Genomic DNA, 19151 nt, shown 5'->3' on the forward strand with positions numbered 1-19151 from the left:
CGTTAATGCGCGATAAAGGAAACACGAAGAGCGTTAGTGATTCGATGTTGACTTATAACGCTAAGGGCGCGCACGTCCTGTGCACAACGCCTTACTCGCACATCCTGTGCTTCGTCTTAGAGAGGTGGGCGAAGTCCACTAGGTACTGGGCGCTGCAGCTGGACAGCACGAAGAGCGTAGCGATTCCATGTTGACTTACAACGCTTAGGGAGCGCACGTCCTGTTCGCAACGCCTTACTCGCACATCCTGTGCTTCGTCGTAGAGAGGAGGCGAAGTCCGCTAGGCGCTATAATCTGGACACATAAAAAAAGCGCTTGCAAATGCAAGCGCATGAAATCTTAATAAATCCATTCGTTCATCAATTTATTGTATTGTACAAGCTCTTCCGGCTTGAAGAAAAGGCCGATTTCGCGTTCTGCACTTTCAGGAGAATCTGAACCGTGGATTACGTTTTTTCCGACTGTCAAACCGAATTCTCCTCTAATAGAACCAGGAGCCGAATCTTTCGGATTAGTTGCACCCATCATGTTGCGGGCTGTTGCAATAACATTTTCCCCTTGCCATACCATTGCAAATACAGGACCTGAAGTAATGAAATCAACCAGTTCGCCAAAGAATGGACGTTCTTTATGCTCTCCATAATGCTCTTCAGCAAGTTCTGTCGGGATGTTCATAAGCTTTGCTCCAGCAAGCTGGAATCCCTTTTTTTCAAAACGCGCTACAATTTCGCCTACTAGATTACGCTGGACACCATCCGGCTTAACCATCAAAAAAGTCTTCTCCATGTATTCCACTCCCTATCAATCTTATGTATATTGGGACCGCTTCCAAACAACCAGTCCCAGGAAATAGTACCATTATTTCTTATCCTTGGCAACTTCCTAAAATTTTCTCTTGCCGATAAATTTCGCTATGTTCCGGAGCGTTTTCTTCGCACGGTTTGGCGGAAGCCCATCAAGGACATCAAGAGCCTTTTCAAGATAGAGGTCGCTCATAGCCAGTGACTTTTCAATCGCACCGGTACTCTTAACTAGCCTGATAATCTCTTCTATTTCCGCCCTTTCCATATGTTCATGGACACCTGTAATCATTTTCCGGACAGACATGTCCTCCATAGCGTACAGGACTGGGAGCGTGATATTTCCTTGAAGTAAATCTCCTCCGGCAGGCTTGCCTAATTCTTTTTCAGTACCGGTAAAGTCAAGGACATCATCTGTAATCTGGAAAGACATCCCTACATAATAGCCGAATCTATACAGCTTGCGGTGGACGTCCTCGCTGCACCCAGAAGCAACTGCTCCTAGCTGGCAGCTGGCAGCAATCAAAAGTGCCGTCTTCCTCTTAATCCGTAGAAGATAGTTGCGCAAATTCTGGTCAAAATCATATTTGTCCTTAATTTGCTCAATTTCGCCTTTACAAAGCTCGACAATTGTATCAGAAAGGATAACATGGGCTAACGGGTTTTTCACTTTTGTCATCAGCTCGAGGGATCTGGCAAAGATATAGTCTCCGGTATACATGGCGATACGATTGTCCCATTTCGCCTTAATCGTAGGCTGGCCCCTGCGTAGGTCCGCATCATCAATGACATCATCATGTACGAGTGAAGCCATATGGATCAGTTCAAGGGAAACTGCGACATTTTTCATTGCGGAAATTTCGTAATTTCCAAATTTGCCTGCAAGCAAAACAAAAACAGGCCGGATCCTTTTCCCGCCAGCATGAAGCAGATGCAGCGACGCTTCGCTAAGTAGGGGAGATTCCGCCTTGATTGTTTCTTCAAGCTCTTTTTCAATTATTTTTATATCTGCATTCAAGTATGAATACACCATCGATAGTTTCAATCGTATCACCCAGCTCTTTAATCCTGCTGTTGCTGACGGCCTATGTGGGCAGACAGTTCATACCTTCTGTTATGTAAGACAGTGGGTATACAGGAGACATTATTTTTTTAAAAGTCCAACACGGGTCCCAGCCTTTTGCAAAGGAGGACTTGTCGATATGCAAAGCACTACTGCTTCCGGCCGATATGCACGGCTGCTACGCCGCCACTGTATGGCTTGTAATTTACATCCTCAAATCCTGCCTCACGGAACATGGCAGCCAGCTCTTTCATTCCAGGAAAATCCCTGGCGGATTCTTGAAGCCATGAATATTCTTCGTAGCTTTTGGCGAACAGTTTCCCAAAGACAGGCATGACAAATCTAAAATAAAAGCGGTAGGCCTGTTTAAAACCCGGCATCTCCGGCTGGGAAGTCTCAAGACAGACAGCCATCCCACCTGGCTTAAGGACACGGTTCATCTCTTTCAGCACCTGAAGATAATCAGGCACGTTCCTTAAACCGAAGCCTATTGTCACATAATCAAAAGTAGAATCCTCAAACGGCAGTTCCATTGCGTTCCCATGGATAAGGGTTGCCTGGTTCAACCCGGAGGCTGCGATTTTTTGTTCACCAATCTTCAGCATGTTCTTGCTGAAATCAAGGCCGACCACCTTGCCATCTGTGCCAACTGCTTCTGCAAGGGCAATCGTCCAGTCAGCTGTACCGCAGCAAACATCCAACGCTGTTTCCCCTTTTTGGACATTCATTGTCTTCATGGTGTCTTTCCGCCACTTAACATGCTGTTTAAAGCTTATAACTGAATTCATCTGATCGTAATTTTCATGAATTTTCTCGAAAACTTTATGGACCCGTTCTGCTTTAGACTCCTGCATTTTCACCCTTCTTCCACAAAAAAATTTACCATAGATTGATGCTGTCCAAGAATGGATTCGAGGCGCTCATTCAGAGTTGCATTCATTCCCGGGAGATGTGTTTGTGCTTTCTTGATGCTGTTAATGGCAAACTCCCTGTATCTTTCACAGACAGAGATTAAATGTTTGCGTTGTTCTCTTGAGAGGCTTTGCAGACCCTGTTCCATTTTTGGAAACGATAATTTTTTCAATCCATCGAAAACAATCGAATTTCCCGTTTCCAGGAAAAGGCGTTCCTCATCAATGAGACGTTTTACAAACAAAACATTTGCAGCAAGCTCTTTCCAGATGCCCGCATTGCAGAAATCGGCAACCTTTCCAACTAATGCAGCTTCTACTTCTTTTACGCTATCCATCAATATCTCGATTGCGTCTGCTTCCTTCTGGTAAATGATAATTTTATTCTCATTTACTGTTTTGACTCCTGAAGCGAGCATGTCGATAAGCTCAATTTCTCCGGCTGCTGCGAGTAATTTATAATATAGGCCGCTGTAGTAGACTCCCGCCAGAACCGTCAACTGCCGCTCTTTCAAGTCCCATTCGCTGGAACCTGGGCGGGAAACCTTAACAAGCTCATGGGTATCAAGGGCAATTTGCAAAAGCATTGCCGTCACAGTATATTTTTCTGTGCGGGATTCATCCACCCCAATTGAGTCGAGAAGAGAAGCGAGCATCATGAGCTTGTCTTCGTCAATGGGGGGAGAAGCGATAAACTGCTGAAGGTAGGGATGAGAAAGCTGCTGCTCCAAAGCCTTCCTAATGCCTGTTAACTTGTTTTTGAAATCTTGCAATTGTATCACCCTTGTCCCTCAAGTATATTGTACTGCCGGATGGGCAGAAACATGTCGAATTTATGAGGTCTTTCAAGGGAACATGGGGACATGACCGCTGCGTTCCGTGTGAAAAACAGACATAAAAAAAGCGACTATTTCCTAAAACATTCTTTAATCCGAACGATAAAGGCGTGACCATTATATCATAAAACACCGTCACATTGCGCAGGTTTATCAAATTTAATGTCGAAATTAAGCGGGTAAAAATAACATCGTACTGGCTTTTGCTATTTACACCAGAATGTCATTATTTTTTTTCACTGGTCAGTTCCCCATACGGAGTCATTATTGTGGCATTACCCCGTATTTTAATTGCGGATGTATGTTCCGTAAACTGAGCAATCATGACTTCACCCTGATCCAATTTTTCAGAGTGGTGGAAACGGGTATCCGTCCCCCTTGTCAGACCTATTACATTCACACCATCTTCAGTAGCCTTTATTACGATAAAGTCATTGCTTGAAGGCTGTTTTTTTTCCAATTAACCCAGTCCCTTCCGAAAAAAGATATTCGATTATCCTATAAATGCATTTTAGTAAGGATTCCCCGCAAGAATAAGGAAGGGCCCGATCACGGACCCTTCACCTTAGCCTTTTATCAATGTAAGGATTTCCGAGCGAGCGTTCACATCTTCAGCGAGGGTGCCCCTCACTGCAGAGGTAACAGTCTTCGATCCCGGCTTCTTAACACCACGCATCGTCATGCACATGTGCTCTGCCTCGATAACCACCATTGTTCCATATGGCTGAAGTTTCTCCATGATAGAATCGGCAATTGTGGATGTAATCCTTTCCTGCAACTGAGGACGTTTTGCTACAGCTTCAACTGCACGGGCCAGCTTGCTAAGACCAGTCACTTTTCCTCCCTTTGGGATATAGGCTACATGCGCGACACCAAAGAAAGGTACAAGATGATGTTCACACATAGAATAAAACGGTATATCTTTTACAAGTACCAATTCTTCATGGTCTTCCCCAAATATCGTCTCAAAGTACTCTTTTGGATCTTGATTTAAACCCGCAAAAACTTCTTCATACATTCTTGCAACGCGCTTTGGCGTGTCGAGAAGGCCTTCCCGGTTTGGATCTTCCCCCACTGCTCCGAGTATTAAACGCACCGCTTCCTCGATTTGGGCACGATTGAATTCTGCCATATGCTTTTTCCTCCTAAACGTATCTGTTGCTCCCTATTGCTCGTTGATTTTGATTTCTTTATAACATTTTCATATTAGCATAAGCATTTCCATGGAAGCAAAAATGACACACCCGACGCCTTTTGCGTATCAAAAAAGGCCGCAAGATAGCGGCCTTTTTTCAAGCATACGCCAATAGCGGCGTATCTATGTAATTATTTCACTGCATCCTTAAGCGCTTTACCTGGTTTAAATGCAGGCACACGGCTAGCAGAGATTTCGATTTCATCTCCAGTTTGCGGGTTGCGGCCTTTGCGGGCAGCACGTTCGCGAACTTCGAAATTTCCGAAACCAATCAGTTGAACTTTCTCACCATTTTTCAAAGCATCAAGGATTGAATCGAAAACAGCGTCAACCGCTTTAGTTGCATCCTTCTTTGAAAGTTCTCCAGCTTCAGCAACTGCATTGATTAGTTCTGTCTTGTTCATGCCATTCACCTCCTCCCAAAGATTTCATTGTACGTTAGAAATCAAGCTGTTACTACATTTCTAAACAAAACCAATGAATTCTATACGTTTGCGGAGCAATTTTCTCGCAGGTTTGGTAGAAAGAGCTACGAAAACTGCTAAAAATTAACTGAAACCTGTCAAACCCAGTATACATAAGGGTTTGAGGGGTGCAACGCTAATTCAGTTAAAAGATTATCACAATCATATAAGCATATCAAGATAATTTCAATAAATAATGGGAATCTTTTCTTATATGCAACAGAATTGTAATATCTCACCCTGGTTTCTTACCCGCCACAAGCTATATTAAACCCGCAGCACTATTTTTACAAAAAAAAGACTCCATTACAGAGTCTTTTACAGTTAAAGAATAATGGCAATCAGCCCGCCCGACCCTTCGTTTATAATACGCTCCAATGTTTCCTTGAGCTTGTAGCGGGCGTTTTCAGGCATGAGCGAGAGCTTGGCGGAAATACCTTCCCGGACAATCGAACTGAGGCTCCTGCCAAAGATATCAGAATTCCAGATTGAGAGCGGGTCATCCTCAAAATCCTGCATCAAATACCTTACCAGTTCTTCACTTTGCTTTTCAGTGCCGATGATCGGGGAGAATTCTGATTCCACGTCTACTTTGATCATGTGGATAGAAGGCGCTACAGCTCTGAGCCTGACTCCGAACCTGGCTCCCTGGCGAATGATTTCAGGCTCCTCAAGGCTCATATCAGCAAGTGAAGGGGATGCAATGCCATACCCGGTCTGCTTTACCATCTTTAGCGCATCTGAAATTTGGTCATACTCAGCTTTTGCAAAAGCAAAATCCTGCATAAGCTCAAGCAAATGGTCTTTTCCTCGTATTTCAATTCCTACAATTTCTTTAAGAATATCATCGTAGAGATCATCAGGCGCAAACAAGTCAATTTCAGCGACCCCCTGGCCCATTTCAATACCGGCAAGGCTGGCCCTGTCAATGTAATCATAATCGCTGAAAAGCTGTACTACTCTGTCTACGTCCCTCAGTCTTTTGATATCTTTTACTGTCTCTTTTACAGCATCCTGATAGCTTTCACGCAGCCAGTGATTTTCTCGAAGCACCATTACCCAGCTAGGTAAATTCACGTTCACCTCAAGCACAGGAAATTCATATAATGCTTCGCGGAGAACATTTAATACATCACTTTCGCGCATCCCTTCCACACTCATGGTCAGGACTGGTATATCATATTTCTCGGCAAGCTGACTTCTCAGCGTCTCAGTATTCGGCTGATGCGGCTGCGCACTGTTTACGACCATAATGAATGGCTTGCCAACCTCTTTCAGTTCCTCGATGACCCTTTCTTCGGCTTCAATATAATCAGCCCGCGGGATTTCGCCAATCGTCCCATCTGTCGTAATAACTACGCCAAGTGTTGAATGTTCCTGAATGACTTTCCTCGTGCCGATCTCAGCCGCTTCATGGAATGGGATAGGTTCTTCATACCATGGCGTATTGATCATTCGCGGCCCATTCTCATCTTCGTATCCTTTTGCACCAGGCACTGTATACCCTACACAATCGACCAGCCGGATGTTTACATCCAGTCCTTCGTCCACATGGATTGAGACCGCTTGATTTGGAACAAATTTCGGCTCTGTCGTCATGATTGTCCTGCCTGCTGCGCTCTGGGGCAATTCGTCCTGTGCCCTTGCCCTGTCAGCTTCACTATTTATATTTGGCAAAACAACCAGTTCCATGAATTTCTTGATGAAAGTGGACTTGCCCGTCCTTACGGCGCCGACAACCCCTAAATAAATATCGCCGCCCGTTCTTTCGGCAATATCTTTAAAAATATCTACCTTTTCCAAGTGATCCCCTCCCGATCATGAGTTAATGGGAAAAATACATCCTAATTGCTAATCTGGGACAGTTTATATTTATGATGTTGTCCTATATACATATGACAATTATTTTATTTTCCCCCCAATGCAGCCCCAAACCACATGGATGGCCGCCCCCGTTATCCTTCCTTTTGTCTATAAAAAAAACCTTTCTTCTACAATATATTTTGCAGAAGAAAGGTTATGACTATTTCTCTAAAAACATTGGCTCTTTCCCAGTTTTGTCAATAGTATAAGGGAGAGAATATGCTGGTACGAACAGCGAATCATCCATCAAAATGCTTCTGATATCGTCTCCCTGCCCAAAACGTACTTTCGTGTCTTTAAGACTATCATAAAGGTCACTGCGATAGTCTACATAAATTTCCCCTTCACCTGAGATAACAAAAGGAAGATTATTCTCGGTGTACGGACTGACTGCAACGGGTTCCTCTTTATAGCCGAGCTGCTTAAAATCAAGGGTGAACACGTTTTTTCCGAGCTGCTTCTTGAATGGAGGATAGCCGCTTGCATTGATTCTCATCTTTATTTCCCTTATGGTTTCAGCCATTCTTACATCCAAAAGCTTGACTGTAGGTTTTGTCTCTGTATCAACCATAACGTACTGAAATATCCCGCCATTCTCAAAAGCATTCCCAGGTATTTCCGGTAAATACTGCGGGACTATCTTTTGAAAGTCAACAGGATATTTTTGATAGAGGGGTGTATCAGCCTCTTTTGTTTTAATCGGCAGAAATCCGCCCTGATCTTCCCGATATTGCTCTACCGCTTTTTGGACACTATCCACTTGGTCCTTATATGGGATTTTATTTTGGGCAAGATTCTCCTCCGGATACATACATCCGGACAAACATGTAGCAATCATTAATCCAGTCAATAGAACACCCATTTTTTTCAGCATATATTGTCCAGTCCCTTTACCTGTTTTTTTCGTCAATTTGTCGGCCCGCTCATAACGACAATGAAGATGACTATGCCCGCAAAAATCATCAGGATATAGGCAATGAAAGCGGTAATGAACTTCATGGTCCCCTTCAGTTTATAACGGCTGAAATAAAGAAATAAAAGTGACAGCCCCATGGAAGCCATTCCCGCAAAAGAAACGTACATTTTCAATAAACCTGGTGACAAATCTACCACTCCCCTTTTCCGAAATGTATTATATCACAAGGGGGTAAAAGTAGACAGAAACCCAAACCGGAGGACATAAAAAAACTGAAGAAAGAGGGGGCAGACTCTTTTCTTCAGCACAATTGACTAAATAACCCTTACCCTGTTCAAACCACCAGTTTGCTTCGTTTGCATTCTATGCGGACTGACAATCATCTGCATCGTCGAATGCCTATTTTTTCACAATTAATTTTCCATCTCACCAAGCTGGTCAATAAGAATGTTTTCAAGGTCTTCCATTTCATGTGTTCTTCTTCTTGTCATGAGCCCGTCAACAGCGTCTTTTGCATCGACACCATTAAAAAGAATTTGATACAGAGCTGCTGTAATCGGCATTTTCACCCCGAATTTTTCCGCGAGCTGGTAAGCTGCTTTTGTCGTTCTTACACCTTCTACGACCATTCCCATGCTCTTCAGCACTTCTTCAAGATTCTGTCCTTTTCCGAGCATATTTCCCGCACGCCAATTCCGAGAATGGACACTTGTACATGTAACAATTAAATCACCGATTCCAGTAAGGCCAGAAAAAGTAAGCGGGTTTGCCCCCATTTTCACACCCAGTCTTGCGATTTCGGCAAGCCCTCTCGTTATCAATGCAGCTTTCGCATTATCCCCATACCCAAGACCGTCGGAAATTCCTGCAGCCAGGGCAATGATATTCTTGAGTGCTCCGCCAATCTCGACCCCAATGACATCGGGATTCGTATATACCCTGAAGCTATGGTTGATGAATAAATCCTGCACTCTCTCCGCCGCTTCCATATCTTCTGAAGACACCGTCACTGTTGTTGGATGGCGGAGACTGACCTCTTCAGCATGGCTTGGTCCCGAGAGTACAACCACTGATGAAAGAAGATTTTCAGGAACTTCCTGTTTTATCATTTCGGAAATCCTCAGCAATGTGTCAGGCTCAATCCCTTTGCTGACATGGACAACCGTAAGCGGTTCGCTGCGGACTTTGATAATTTTCGCGAGCACTTCCCTAATTGCCTTTGTAGGGACAGCAAGTATGATGGTTTCTACTCCAGCCAAGCTTTCTTTAAGATCGGAATACCCACAGATGCCTTTTGGCAGCTGTATTTCAGGCAAATAAGTCTTATTAGTATGGAAGGCATTAATTTCATCAATTTGCACTGGATTATGGCCCCATAAACGTACTTCATGGCCATTGTCTGCCAACACCAATGAAAGGGCAGTACCCCAGCTGCCTGCCCCGATTACCGCAACAGTTTCATGATTCCGCTCCATAAACTCCTCGCCTCATTTCTCGTTTTTACTGTAAAGATATTTTCGCTCTATTCTTTAGCTGCGCTCTCTGGCATATATTTTTATCGGTGTTCCCTCAAATCCAAACGCCTCACGTATTCTGTTCTCCAGGAATCTTTGGTAAGAGAAATGCATCAATTCCGGGTCATTGACAAAAACAACAAAGACTGGCGGTTTGACGGCAACCTGTGTGGTGTAATAGATTTTCAGCCTGCGGCCCTTGTCTGCCGGTGCAGGATTCCTTGCTGCTGCGTCTGTTACAACTTCATTAAGGATATTTGTCTGCACTCTCATGGAGTGGTTTTCACTTGCTGTATTGATGACAGGGATTAACGTGTGAATTCTCTTCTTTGTTTTGGCAGATAAAAAGACAATTGGCGCATAGCTTAAAAACAGGAAGTGTTCGCGAATATTTTGTTCGAACTCCTTCATTGTCTTTTCGTCTTTTTCAATCGCATCCCACTTATTGACTACGATTATTACGGCTCTGCCAGCCTCATGGGCATAGCCGGCGATATGTTTGTCCTGCTCGATGATTCCTTCTTCCGCATCAAGAACGACAAGGACAACATCGGATCGTTCGATTGCTCTTAGCGCACGGAGCACACTGTATTTCTCAGTGCTTTCATACACTTTTCCCTTTTTCCTCATCCCCGCAGTGTCAATAATAACGTAATCCTGCCCATTGTATGTCATTTCGGAGTCAATCGCGTCCCTCGTTGTTCCGGCAATATTGCTCACAATCACCCGCTCCTCGCCAAGGATCGCGTTCACAAGGGAAGATTTACCTACGTTTGGACGGCCAATCAGCGAGAATTTAATCGTATTCTCATCATAATCATCATCCTGCTTTTTAGGAAAGTGCTTCGCTGCTTCATCAAGCAAATCGCCAAGCCCTAAACCATGGGAACCTGAAATAGGAATAGGCTCCCCAAAGCCAAGTGAGTAAAACTCGTAAATATCTGTTCTCATTTCAGGATTGTCAATCTTGTTTACGCCAAGAACAACAGGCTTGTTCGACCTGTACAGGATTTTGGCCACTTCTTCATCCGCTCCGGTAACACCTTCTCTTCCATTAACGAGAAAAAGAATGACATCAGCTTCCTCTATAGCAATTTCCGCCTGTTGCCGAATTTGCTCAAGAAAAGGCTCGTCCCCTAAGTCAATTCCGCCTGTATCAATAATGTTAAAATCGTGCGTCAACCATTCCCCCGAGCTGTAGATCCGGTCCCTTGTCACTCCCGGGATGTCTTCAACTATAGAAATACGTTCACCAACGATTCGGTTAAAAATCGTCGATTTCCCCACATTAGGTCGGCCGACGATAGCTACCACTGGTTTCGCCATGAACTTCACCCTTTCAGTTTCACTGGGCTGCAGATCTGAAATTTAATCTGCACCCTTAATTTTATTATAAAATAAACCCTTCTAATGGACAGAAGGGTCTGGCTTAATCAGTTTATCAAAAGAATCATCTTATAGGCAAGAAACAAAAAACACAGACTTTTTCAAAATGATGATTTTAGTGCCTAACGATGACGAGCATTTCATCGGATAGCGAATGGGCAATCCCGTCCAGGATTGCTTCCAGATTGGCAGCAAAACTCTCCATCTCTTCTTTTGAGTCACAATGGAATACTGCAAGACCTGAAGGGATTTTTTTCGGATTGGTCGTAATGGCAGCCAGTATGCATTTCTCAATCGTCATAAACCCTTCCTCCTTTTCTCCGTAGGCATTCGGATAGCATTTTCAAGGGTCGGAACTTCTCCGATTATGCGTATCGCCCTTTCTGCATCCTGATGTTGTGGAAGAACAAAAATTCCGATGCGCCCGTCATCCAGGTCTCTCTTGGCCAGAGGCACAAGTGCCGGTGTCCCCGAATCTCGGTATACCCCCAGCGCTGTCGAGAGATCGTGAAGGACCGCCTGTCTTTGCCCTAGGTTTGCGATGGTGGAACGTGCATCAAAATTTTTCGGACTCAGTATGAATCCCATTCCATATTTTAGCACTTCCTTTTGCCTTTCCGGCAATCCGATATTCATAATATAAATATTGTCGACATACAACCCAGCACCGTCAAACCGCGGCTCGATATATTTAATATCCACGATTTCCTTCAATTTCCCTCCTGACATCAGAAGCCTGCAAACATACATGGAAACAGCAGCTGCCAGGATGGCAGCCCAAATATTGAACATTAAATAAACCAGTGTGCTGAGAAGCGATGTCATAATAACCAGATAATTGCGGCTTTCAAAGGCAATCGCTATACCTTCAATATATGTTTTCCCCCTTGTAACCAATTCATAATTATCAAGCTCGGTAAGCGTGTTCCTCTCCATATTCCTTACTTCCCTGAACTGCGACGCGGCAAGCGTAAGAAATGTTATTGCCGTAAATTCTTCTTCAAGAATGGCAGGAATAGCAATGGTTCCTAGCCCTGCGGCTATAAATCCAAGTGCAACGTGTATAATTTTCCCATGAAGGTAGGTTGGATACTGTCGATAGTCTGTCCTAAGCATTAGCAGCCTTGAAATCGTCCCAGTTGCCACACCGAAAAAAATGGGTAATGTATATTCATTCATGCAGGCCTTTATCTCCCTTTCCATGCAAAATTTGCTGTCCAACAGCCAGCGCAATGTTACTAAAGCCCACCCAGGTAACAACCATACCTGCTGCCAGCGCTGCAACATCCAGGAATGCCAATGAGGAAACCTTGTATGGGAAAGAGTAGTTCCCCAGAATGAAAGCATAAAGGAAATCTCCGGTAAGAAAGCCCGCAAAAATAATGGCTAGTCTCTCCTTCAAGCCTTTTTCCAAAAGGACAGACAAATAAAATCCGCAGCCTGCCAGCATCCAGACTCTATCGAATAAGACCCAGACGGGATCATATAACTCAATCAAAAGAAAGCTTACATAGCCCAGCATGACAACGAAAGCGGAAATCGTTATTTTTAGTAACTGGAGAAATCCAGTCCCAAATGTAACAGCCATGACTGTCAGTGCGATTACAATCGCTGATAGGGTAATCTCTGTCCCGTAAATGGAGACAGCCTTATCACTGAGGATGACTAGCAGAAGCAGCACTGCTGATAATTTAAGCCGCTCCGGATGTGATTTTCTCATTATAAAGGTTGTTCCGATCCAAGCCAGCCAAGCCAGCCAGTAAAAAATTGTCCCGTCCATCATGCCGCCCTCCTATCATTTCCATTATGGCTTGACGATATGCAGTTTAACCCTCCGGAATAATCTTTTCTTCAGGTCACATGTTAGTAATAGGAGGTGAGACAATGGGAAAAGACCGGCAGGAGAAAAAGCTGAGGGAAAGCGGCCGAGTAGAATCCGATCGCGACCATGCCCTTCATTATCCGGGATCCACAAAAATGCAGGGACCAGAGGAAGCAAGGAACCTGAACGATGGAAAATAGAAATGAACAACAAATAAAGCTCCTGCAAATTGCAGGAGCTTTATTTGTTGTTCATTATAAAACGGCTTTATAGTCTTGTGCTGAATTGTTTAGTGTCAATCCCCCGCTGGTTCAGCCAATGATGTGTCCGGCCAGAAATAATCAAGGGCGTTTTGTGAAGGTCCTTGATATTCGCTGCACCGAGCGCTGTCATGATAACCGCGAGTTCTGTCTTTAAAATTTCCAATTCTTCAATTAAAGCTTCTGTGCCTCTGTCCAACAGAATTCTTAAACATTGTCCGGCCAAGCCGGCCGCTCCTGCACCAAGGGCAATGGACTTTGCAATATCCAGACTGTTGTGAATCCCTCCGGAAGCCATCACTGTAACCTTGTTTCCCGCTGCATGATTTGCTTCAGCTATCGATGCAGCAGTCGGAATGCCCCATTCTTCCAGAAAAGGAAGTGGGCGGTTTCGTCGAAAGTTCTCAATGGAGGCGAAATTAGTTCCGCCAAAGCCCCCGATGTCAACAGCCGCAATCCCAGTTTCCAGGAGAGCATTTACGGTTTCAAGTCCCATACCAAAACCAGTCTCTTTTACTATGACTGGTACATCTACAGCTTTCACTGCTTCAGCAATCCTTTGAACTGAGCCCGAGAAGTCCCTGTCCCCTTCAGGCATAGCCAGTTCCTGAATCACATTAAGGTGAATTTGCAAGGCGTCAGCTTCAATCATGGCAACCGCTTTACATGCCTGTTCAGGTGAAAGTTCACTTCCAAGATTGGCAAAAATAATTCCCTTCGGATTTTCTTCACGGACAACCTTAAAGGTTTTTTCTTCCTGCCAATCTCTTATCGCAGCCATCTGTGAGCCAACCGCCATCGCAAGGTCCGTTTCCCTTGCTGCGATAGCAAGGTTCCTGTTGATCTCTAGCGTTTTTTCTCCGCCGCCTCCGGTCATTGCATTGATAAAAATAGGCGAACTTAAAGAAAGTCCGCCTATTTTAGTATTAAGATTGATATCCTTAAGCTTGGTACCAGGTAGGCTTTGGTGAACAAACGTTATATCTTCAAGCCCGTTTTGCGAATGCCTGCCTGTTTCCATTGAAAGCTTAATATGGTCCAATTTACGCTGTGATCTTGTCAAGGTATATCACCATTTATTGTTTCAAATTCTTCAGTTTATCTCCAAGCAGTTCACCTAATTGGAAGCCTTTTGACTCCTCAGGCATCTCATAGTCCTGAGGGTACTGATCTTCTCTCTCTTCGAAATCCTTCATACTTAATGATAGCCGTTGATCGTCAACATTGACATCAAGAACTTTCACTTTAACTTCCTGTCCCTCGCTCAACACTTCATGAGGAGTGCCAATATGGCGGTGCGAGATTTGGGAGATATGGACGAGTCCTTCCACTCCAGGGAAAACTTCAACAAATGCGCCATAAGAGACAAGGCGTCTTACAGTACCTTCTAGCGTACTCCCTTTTGGTGCTTTCTCTTCAATATTAGACCATGGTCCAGGCAAAGTTTCTTTGACCGACAAGGAAATCCGTTCGTTGTCCCTGTCGACACTCAGGACTTTCACCTGTACTTTTTGCCCTTCCTGAACTACATCGGAAGGCTTTTCAACATGCTCGTGTGAAAGTTGGGAAATATGGACAAGCCCATCCACACCGCCGATGTCAACAAAAGCTCCAAAATCAGTTAGGCGCTGGACAGTGCCTTCAAGTACCTGTCCTGCTTCCAGGGTATCAAGGATATCTTGTTTCTTACGGCTGTTTTCCTGCTCCACAACAGCCCTGTGAGACAGAATAAGGCGGTTTTTCGCTTTGTCGAGTTCAACAATCTTGAATGTAACCTGGCGGCCTTTATAATCAGTAAAATCTTCAACAAAGTGGGCTTCAACAAGGGACGCGGGAACAAATCCGCGAACGCCAAGATCTACGACAAGGCCGCCTTTTACGACGTCCTTCACTTCCGCTTCGAAAACTTCACCGCTTTCAAACTGCTCTTCAAGCTTTTCCCACGCTTTTTCTGCATCGACTTTGCGCTTTGAAAGAATCAAAGCATCTTCTTCAACTTTCAATACCTCCAGCTCAAGCACATTGCCTTCAGAAACAACATCTTCGGCTTTTTCAACATGAAGACTGGAAAGTTCGCTAATTGGAATAATTCCATCTAATTTGCTGTTTTCAATATTCACTATAACCTGTTTTTCTTCAACCTTGGTAACCTGGCCTTTGACCCTGTCACCCGCTTCATAATTTGCAACTTCTACTTGGTTCATATCTTCTGACATATGTACTCCTCCTTGTCCATGACTGTCCTGTAATATAGAAAATGCGATGATGTCATCACACAAGCCACAATAGTGAGAGAATATTTTAAATTATCTCTATTTATTAACTTCTTACAAATAGTCTTTTTTGTCAAGCAGAAACCATTATCTGTATTCGCTAATCAGCTTGCGGATTTCGGACATAATCAGTTCCGTCGCTTCCTCGGCACTCGCTTTACGTTCCCGCATCCCATCAAGTGATACCGGTTTGCCATAAACCACTTTAAGCCTGCGAAAAGGACGGTAGGGCCCAATAATGGCGCATGGAATGATTTGTGCTTGTGAGCGGAGTGCAAAGAAACCGGCACCGGCTAGTCCTTCACCAAGTTCTCCTGTCTTGCTTCTTGTTCCCTCTGGAAACAGCCCTAAAACCTTTCCTTCTTTTAAAATCGCCAAACCTTTTCTAAGGGCTTCCCGATCGCTCAATCCGCGTTTAACAGGAAAAGCATTCAGATGGGGAACGATTTTCCCGAGGACCGGAACCTGAAAAAGCTCCGCCTTCGCCATAAAATGGACAGGTCTCGGAGCCGTGATTCCCACAACCGGGGGGTCAAGATTGTCGATATGGTTCGTACAAAGAAGAATGCCACCCTCTTTCGGAAAATTCTCTTTGCCGATCACCTCGAACCGGTATATTGGTTTAAGTGCGCCATACACGAGATTTTTTACAAATGTATAAAAAGTCAATGTCAACCGATCCTTTCAAGCGTCAATCCCATGATTTTATCGACAACCTGCTGGATTGAGAGTAAAGTTGTATCAATCTCAATTGCGCCAGAAGCTTTTTTGAGCGGAGCTACTTCACGTTCGGAATCAATTTTGTCCCGTCGGGCTATATCTTCCATAAGTGTGTCAAGATTGGACGGGAAACCTTTTTGAATATTTTCCGTATGACGTCTTTGTGCCCGTTTCTCAACACTCGCAAGAAGGAATACTTTTACTTCCGCATCAGGGAGAACATGAGTCCCAATATCCCTGCCATCCATTACGACGCCGCCCTTTTCAGCAAACCGCTGCTGCCTCTTAACCATCTCTTTCCTTACAGCTTCATGCCTTGCAACAAAAGATACACTGTTAGTAACTTGTTCCATCCTGATTTCGGTTGAAACATCCTGTCCGTCAAGAAGTACGATTTGTCCTGATTCTCCAGGCAATAATTCAATTTCAGTTGCACTGAGGATTTCCATCAGTTCGCCTTCAGATTCGAGGCATGCTCCCTTTGAAATAGCTTTATAGGTTAAAGCCCGGTACATCGCGCCTGTATCGATGTATATGTAGGAAAGTTTTTCTGCCACAATTTTGGCAACAGTACTTTTGCCAGCAGCTGCAGGTCCGTCAATTGCTATAGATATTCTTTTCATAATGCCTCCTGTAACACCACTCATGCTATATGTTTCTGTCCCTATTTTAACACATAAAACGATGATTCCTCTTTATATCCTGATTTTCATGATCCGCATCAATCTTTTTCAGAGTGAATGGACCATATGGTTTCCACTGTTTCCGTTTTTTCACCTTTATCGACTCCCTCATAACGGGAAATCTGGTTCAGTTGCGGGAACAAATTGAACTGGTGAATAAGCATTTGCGCCAAAAACAGGAAAATAAACTGAATGACTGCTAATTTAATCAAAATTCTCTCCATATTTTTCATTCATTTCCACCTCAGTTCTATTATGGAAATGAATGAACGATCTTAACCGTGTATGAGGAGCCCTTTCTTCTTTTGATCAAGCTGTCTGTCAAAGCAAAAGCGCAAGAAAAGCTGCCTGTCTATTCCATTTGTTCCAATGAACTGGATAGAAATTTTATTTATTCCCGGCATTGCTTCCTGGATACGAATGACTCTGCTCTTAACCTTTTTGTACTTATACTCTCCGCCCTGCATCGGGAAAACAAGAAGGCATTCAAGCTCCATTCCCGCATGCAGGCTTTCTTTGCTGGCAGCAAGGAGAGCCGCACCTCCTGCACTGAAGTCTTCCGTCACCGCGGTAAAAAGCGGCTTTCCTGACTCTACCGACAGGACTGCTACATCAATTGGCGTCTCCACCCTTACATATTGCCTCCGCTGCACTTTCACAAGGCTGTCTAACGCCGGGCCGGCGAGGACAAGCATTGGAATAGACTCTTTAGCCCTGCCCTTCACCTCTGTCGAGAATTGAAATCTTGAGCCGCCTTCACCAGTGAATACGGCCTTTAGCAGCGTACCTTCAAGCAAGTATACATTCTTCCCGGTTTCGATATTCAGCGGATAATCTATATATAGATCGCTGCCTCTTTTCTCGACAAGCTTGCATTTATAACTGCCATATGAATCAGCATAAAAATGTTCCAGGATGATGACATCCCCTATTTTCAACATAGCTGCCCACTCCCAAAAAGAATCCCTGTTTTGGTTCCTGTCATTCATTATCACCTAAATGGAGAACCTACGCAAGAGTCCATTTTTAGCCCCTGACACAGACAAACCTCCCCTTTTATAAATAAAGAAAAGGAAAAGTCCGCGACTTTCCCCATTTAACAAAAGTTAAAAGTTTGGTTCTACATTATCCAATTTTTCGACCTGCTCTTCCTCACCTGTTTCAGCGTTAACGAATATCCGGTAAGTATCCTTGCCCATTGTTCCAGTAAACTCATGGCAGAGAACTTCTTTATTGAGTTTGCTGAGAATGACGGCAAGTCCTTTATCCATAATCTTTACGTTTGGATTGACTTTGGACATCGCTTCCTCTACAGTTATTGAAGGCTTTAGATTATTCCTTTCATGATGAGACTTCAAATAATCTTCTCCGGAAAATCCAATTATACCTCCGTTATCAAGCGCTACCTTCACTTTGAACGTATCAGGGTAAATCCTTACACCATTCTTGCTTCCTACAAACGTAAAGATGCCAACACTGTCAAATTGGAAGCTCTCAAATAGTTCAAAGTCCTCAAACTTATTCTCCTTCACAAAGGCAACAGCCCTGTTTCCCGCTTCATTCAGGCTCAGTTTTTGATTTCCTAATTCCCTTGAAACAATAAACCAGATTGGATAACCGCCCTTTTCCGTTATATCTATTGTCGACTCAGCCTTGTGCTCGGGAGACTTGACATCAATGCTGTAAAAACCGTAATCCGATCCCTTACCGTTTTTTGTTACACGGATTTCAGCCTTGCTGCCATATGGTGAATACTTTTTTGCAATCTCCACAGCTCTCTCCTGGCTGATTTTTGGACCCTTCAAATCTCTGAAACGCTCATCCTTTTTTCTCATTCCTATCTCTGTCGGCCCAAAGTTATTTTCCGAAAAGCCTTCGACCGTTTTTTCAACAGTCTTAAAACCATCGATTATCGTATTATCAGCATTTTCCTTTCCCGATGCAAGAGCAAGCTCAACATCCATCCATCTAAGATTATTCTTAAGGACCAGGTGCTGAACCTGCCTCAAATCTTTTTGGATATCTGCCGATTGCTTATACAGCGACTGCAGATTTTGGTACTCCTTGTCGGAGAGCGGATTCTTGTCAAGATCCCTTACTGCAGTCCTGTACGTAAACTCACCAATATCCGCGAGGAACTCTTCCGTTTTGTTAAAAGGCAGCAGAGTAAGCGGAAGCTGCCCTACATCGTTATGCGCTTCAGATGTGATTCTCCATACTTCGGCGAGCGCTGGAGACAAGGAAGTCTTCGAGTTCATTGCAAGCGATGTTCCTATTTTGTCATGCAATAGATCCATTTGATAAGTCAAATCATGAAAAGCGCGCTGGTATGTGTTCTCCGCATTCACTAGAATTGCGTTCTTTTCCTTGTGCTCCTGGTATCCCCAGTAGCCCGTCCCTACTACTGCAATAGACAATACAGCTATTATGATCCCTCTTAGCAAA

23 protein-coding genes are annotated in these 19151 nt (G+C 44.0%); 1 reads left to right on the forward strand and 22 read right to left on the reverse strand.

The genetic code is table 11. From position 1 onward, the window contains the following. Positions 1-339: 339 nt before the first annotated feature. The 15 genes from ndk to D1970_RS05105 form a co-directional block, all read right to left on the reverse strand. Complete coding sequence (gene ndk, locus D1970_RS05035; RefSeq protein WP_119111804.1) at positions 340-786, reverse strand: nucleoside-diphosphate kinase; 447 nt, start codon at positions 784-786, stop codon at positions 340-342. 96 nt (positions 787-882) lie between these two features. Next, on the reverse strand, positions 883-1845 hold the full coding sequence (gene hepT / locus D1970_RS05040) for a heptaprenyl diphosphate synthase component II (RefSeq protein ID WP_119111805.1): 963 nt from the start codon (positions 1843-1845) through the stop codon (positions 883-885). Between the two features lie 167 nt (positions 1846-2012). Further along, a complete protein-coding gene (locus tag D1970_RS05045; RefSeq protein ID WP_119111806.1) occupies positions 2013-2717 on the reverse strand; it encodes a demethylmenaquinone methyltransferase in 705 nt (234 codons plus the stop codon). 2 nt (positions 2718-2719) lie between these two features. After that, positions 2720-3547 (reverse strand): heptaprenyl diphosphate synthase component 1, encoded by an 828-nt coding sequence (locus tag D1970_RS05050; RefSeq protein WP_181213418.1) that lies wholly within the window; start codon positions 3545-3547, stop codon positions 2720-2722. Between the two features lie 289 nt (positions 3548-3836). Continuing rightward, positions 3837-4070 (reverse strand): trp RNA-binding attenuation protein MtrB, encoded by a 234-nt coding sequence (gene mtrB / locus D1970_RS05055; RefSeq protein ID WP_119111808.1) that lies wholly within the window; start codon positions 4068-4070, stop codon positions 3837-3839. 105 nt (positions 4071-4175) lie between these two features. Beyond that, complete coding sequence (folE, locus tag D1970_RS05060) at positions 4176-4742, reverse strand: GTP cyclohydrolase I FolE (RefSeq protein WP_119111809.1); 567 nt, start codon at positions 4740-4742, stop codon at positions 4176-4178. Between the two features lie 194 nt (positions 4743-4936). Further along, positions 4937-5209 (reverse strand): non-specific DNA-binding protein Hbs, encoded by a 273-nt coding sequence (gene hbs / locus D1970_RS05065; RefSeq protein WP_119111810.1) that lies wholly within the window; start codon positions 5207-5209, stop codon positions 4937-4939. A gap of 384 nt (positions 5210-5593) precedes the next feature. Continuing rightward, the gene (gene spoIVA, locus D1970_RS05070; protein WP_119111811.1) at positions 5594-7072 is read right to left on the reverse strand and encodes a stage IV sporulation protein A; all 1479 of its coding nucleotides are present in this window, start codon (positions 7070-7072) and stop codon (positions 5594-5596) included. 220 nt (positions 7073-7292) lie between these two features. Beyond that, positions 7293-8006 (reverse strand): YphF family lipoprotein, encoded by a 714-nt coding sequence (locus tag D1970_RS05075; RefSeq protein WP_181213422.1) that lies wholly within the window; start codon positions 8004-8006, stop codon positions 7293-7295. 32 nt (positions 8007-8038) lie between these two features. Further along, positions 8039-8245, reverse strand: a complete 207-nt coding sequence (locus tag D1970_RS05080) for a DUF2768 domain-containing protein (RefSeq protein ID WP_374978538.1) — start codon at positions 8243-8245, stop codon at positions 8039-8041. A 216-nt stretch (positions 8246-8461) separates the two neighbouring features. Next, the gene (locus D1970_RS05085; protein ID WP_119111813.1) at positions 8462-9523 is read right to left on the reverse strand and encodes an NAD(P)H-dependent glycerol-3-phosphate dehydrogenase; all 1062 of its coding nucleotides are present in this window, start codon (positions 9521-9523) and stop codon (positions 8462-8464) included. Positions 9524-9577: 54 nt separating this feature from the next. Beyond that, positions 9578-10888, reverse strand: a complete 1311-nt coding sequence (gene der, locus D1970_RS05090; protein ID WP_119111814.1) for a ribosome biogenesis GTPase Der — start codon at positions 10886-10888, stop codon at positions 9578-9580. A 175-nt stretch (positions 10889-11063) separates the two neighbouring features. Beyond that, a complete protein-coding gene (locus tag D1970_RS05095; protein WP_119111815.1) occupies positions 11064-11249 on the reverse strand; it encodes a capping complex subunit for YIEGIA in 186 nt (61 codons plus the stop codon). Beyond that, positions 11246-12127, reverse strand: coding sequence for a YIEGIA family protein (locus tag D1970_RS05100; RefSeq protein WP_119111816.1), 882 nt, complete (start codon positions 12125-12127; stop codon positions 11246-11248). Before D1970_RS05100 ends, D1970_RS05095 begins: the two co-directional genes overlap by 4 nt. Further along, complete coding sequence (locus D1970_RS05105; protein ID WP_142920993.1) at positions 12120-12731, reverse strand: YphA family membrane protein; 612 nt, start codon at positions 12729-12731, stop codon at positions 12120-12122. The genes D1970_RS05100 and D1970_RS05105 overlap by 8 nt, the downstream gene beginning before the upstream one ends. A 101-nt stretch (positions 12732-12832) precedes the next feature. Here D1970_RS05105 and D1970_RS05110 point away from each other — a divergent pair, with 101 nt between their 5' ends. Then, positions 12833-12970: a YpzI family protein gene (locus D1970_RS05110; RefSeq protein ID WP_119111818.1), complete on the forward strand. Its 138-nt coding sequence runs from the start codon at positions 12833-12835 to the stop codon at positions 12968-12970. Positions 12971-13037: 67 nt separating this feature from the next. On the opposite strand, the gene fni is transcribed toward D1970_RS05110, so the two are convergent. From fni to ypeB, 7 genes are all read right to left on the reverse strand, one after another. Then, a complete protein-coding gene (gene fni, locus D1970_RS05115) occupies positions 13038-14093 on the reverse strand; it encodes a type 2 isopentenyl-diphosphate Delta-isomerase (protein WP_119111819.1) in 1056 nt (351 codons plus the stop codon). Between the two features lie 13 nt (positions 14094-14106). After that, positions 14107-15246, reverse strand: a complete 1140-nt coding sequence (gene rpsA / locus D1970_RS05120; RefSeq protein WP_119111820.1) for a 30S ribosomal protein S1 — start codon at positions 15244-15246, stop codon at positions 14107-14109. 144 nt (positions 15247-15390) lie between these two features. Continuing rightward, a complete protein-coding gene (locus tag D1970_RS05125) occupies positions 15391-15972 on the reverse strand; it encodes a lysophospholipid acyltransferase family protein (RefSeq protein WP_119111821.1) in 582 nt (193 codons plus the stop codon). A 2-nt stretch (positions 15973-15974) separates the two neighbouring features. Then, positions 15975-16649, reverse strand: a complete 675-nt coding sequence (gene cmk / locus D1970_RS05130) for a (d)CMP kinase (protein WP_119111887.1) — start codon at positions 16647-16649, stop codon at positions 15975-15977. Positions 16650-16744: 95 nt separating this feature from the next. Further along, positions 16745-16939 (reverse strand): YpfB family protein, encoded by a 195-nt coding sequence (locus D1970_RS05135; RefSeq protein ID WP_119111822.1) that lies wholly within the window; start codon positions 16937-16939, stop codon positions 16745-16747. Positions 16940-16981: 42 nt separating this feature from the next. Beyond that, positions 16982-17647, reverse strand: a complete 666-nt coding sequence (locus tag D1970_RS05140) for a flagellar brake protein (protein ID WP_119111823.1) — start codon at positions 17645-17647, stop codon at positions 16982-16984. Positions 17648-17812: 165 nt separating this feature from the next. Then, positions 17813-19150 (reverse strand): germination protein YpeB, encoded by a 1338-nt coding sequence (ypeB, locus tag D1970_RS05145; protein ID WP_119111824.1) that lies wholly within the window; start codon positions 19148-19150, stop codon positions 17813-17815. Position 19151: the final 1 nt, after the last annotated feature.

Origin of the sequence: Mesobacillus zeae (assembly GCF_003570705.1) — a bacterium.
Lineage (GTDB): Bacteria > Bacillota > Bacilli > Bacillales > Cytobacillaceae > Mesobacillus_C > Mesobacillus_C zeae.

Excerpts from the sequence above, each read along its gene's own strand:
- ndk (WP_119111804.1), bottom strand. The coding sequence starts at position 786 with ATGGAGAAGACTTTTTTGATGGTTAAGCCGGATGGTGTCCAGCGTAAT.
- D1970_RS05135 (WP_119111822.1), bottom strand. The coding sequence starts at position 16,939 with ATGAAAAATATGGAGAGAATTTTGATTAAATTAGCAGTCATTCAGTTT.
- D1970_RS05085 (WP_119111813.1), bottom strand. The coding sequence starts at position 9,523 with ATGGAGCGGAATCATGAAACTGTTGCGGTAATCGGGGCAGGCAGCTGG.
- D1970_RS05110 (WP_119111818.1), top strand. The coding sequence starts at position 12,833 with ATGGGAAAAGACCGGCAGGAGAAAAAGCTGAGGGAAAGCGGCCGAGTA.
- D1970_RS05100 (WP_119111816.1), bottom strand. The coding sequence starts at position 12,127 with ATGAATGAATATACATTACCCATTTTTTTCGGTGTGGCAACTGGGACG.
- D1970_RS05095 (WP_119111815.1), bottom strand. The coding sequence starts at position 11,249 with ATGACGATTGAGAAATGCATACTGGCTGCCATTACGACCAATCCGAAA.
- folE (WP_119111809.1), bottom strand. The coding sequence starts at position 4,742 with ATGGCAGAATTCAATCGTGCCCAAATCGAGGAAGCGGTGCGTTTAATA.
- der (WP_119111814.1), bottom strand. The coding sequence starts at position 10,888 with ATGGCGAAACCAGTGGTAGCTATCGTCGGCCGACCTAATGTGGGGAAA.
- D1970_RS05075 (WP_181213422.1), bottom strand. The coding sequence starts at position 8,006 with ATGCTGAAAAAAATGGGTGTTCTATTGACTGGATTAATGATTGCTACA.
- D1970_RS05140 (WP_119111823.1), bottom strand. The coding sequence starts at position 17,647 with ATGTTGAAAATAGGGGATGTCATCATCCTGGAACATTTTTATGCTGAT.
- D1970_RS05105 (WP_142920993.1), bottom strand. The coding sequence starts at position 12,731 with ATGATGGACGGGACAATTTTTTACTGGCTGGCTTGGCTGGCTTGGATC.
- hbs (WP_119111810.1), bottom strand. The coding sequence starts at position 5,209 with ATGAACAAGACAGAACTAATCAATGCAGTTGCTGAAGCTGGAGAACTT.
- rpsA (WP_119111820.1), bottom strand. The coding sequence starts at position 15,246 with ATGTCAGAAGATATGAACCAAGTAGAAGTTGCAAATTATGAAGCGGGT.
- D1970_RS05045 (WP_119111806.1), bottom strand. The coding sequence starts at position 2,717 with ATGCAGGAGTCTAAAGCAGAACGGGTCCATAAAGTTTTCGAGAAAATT.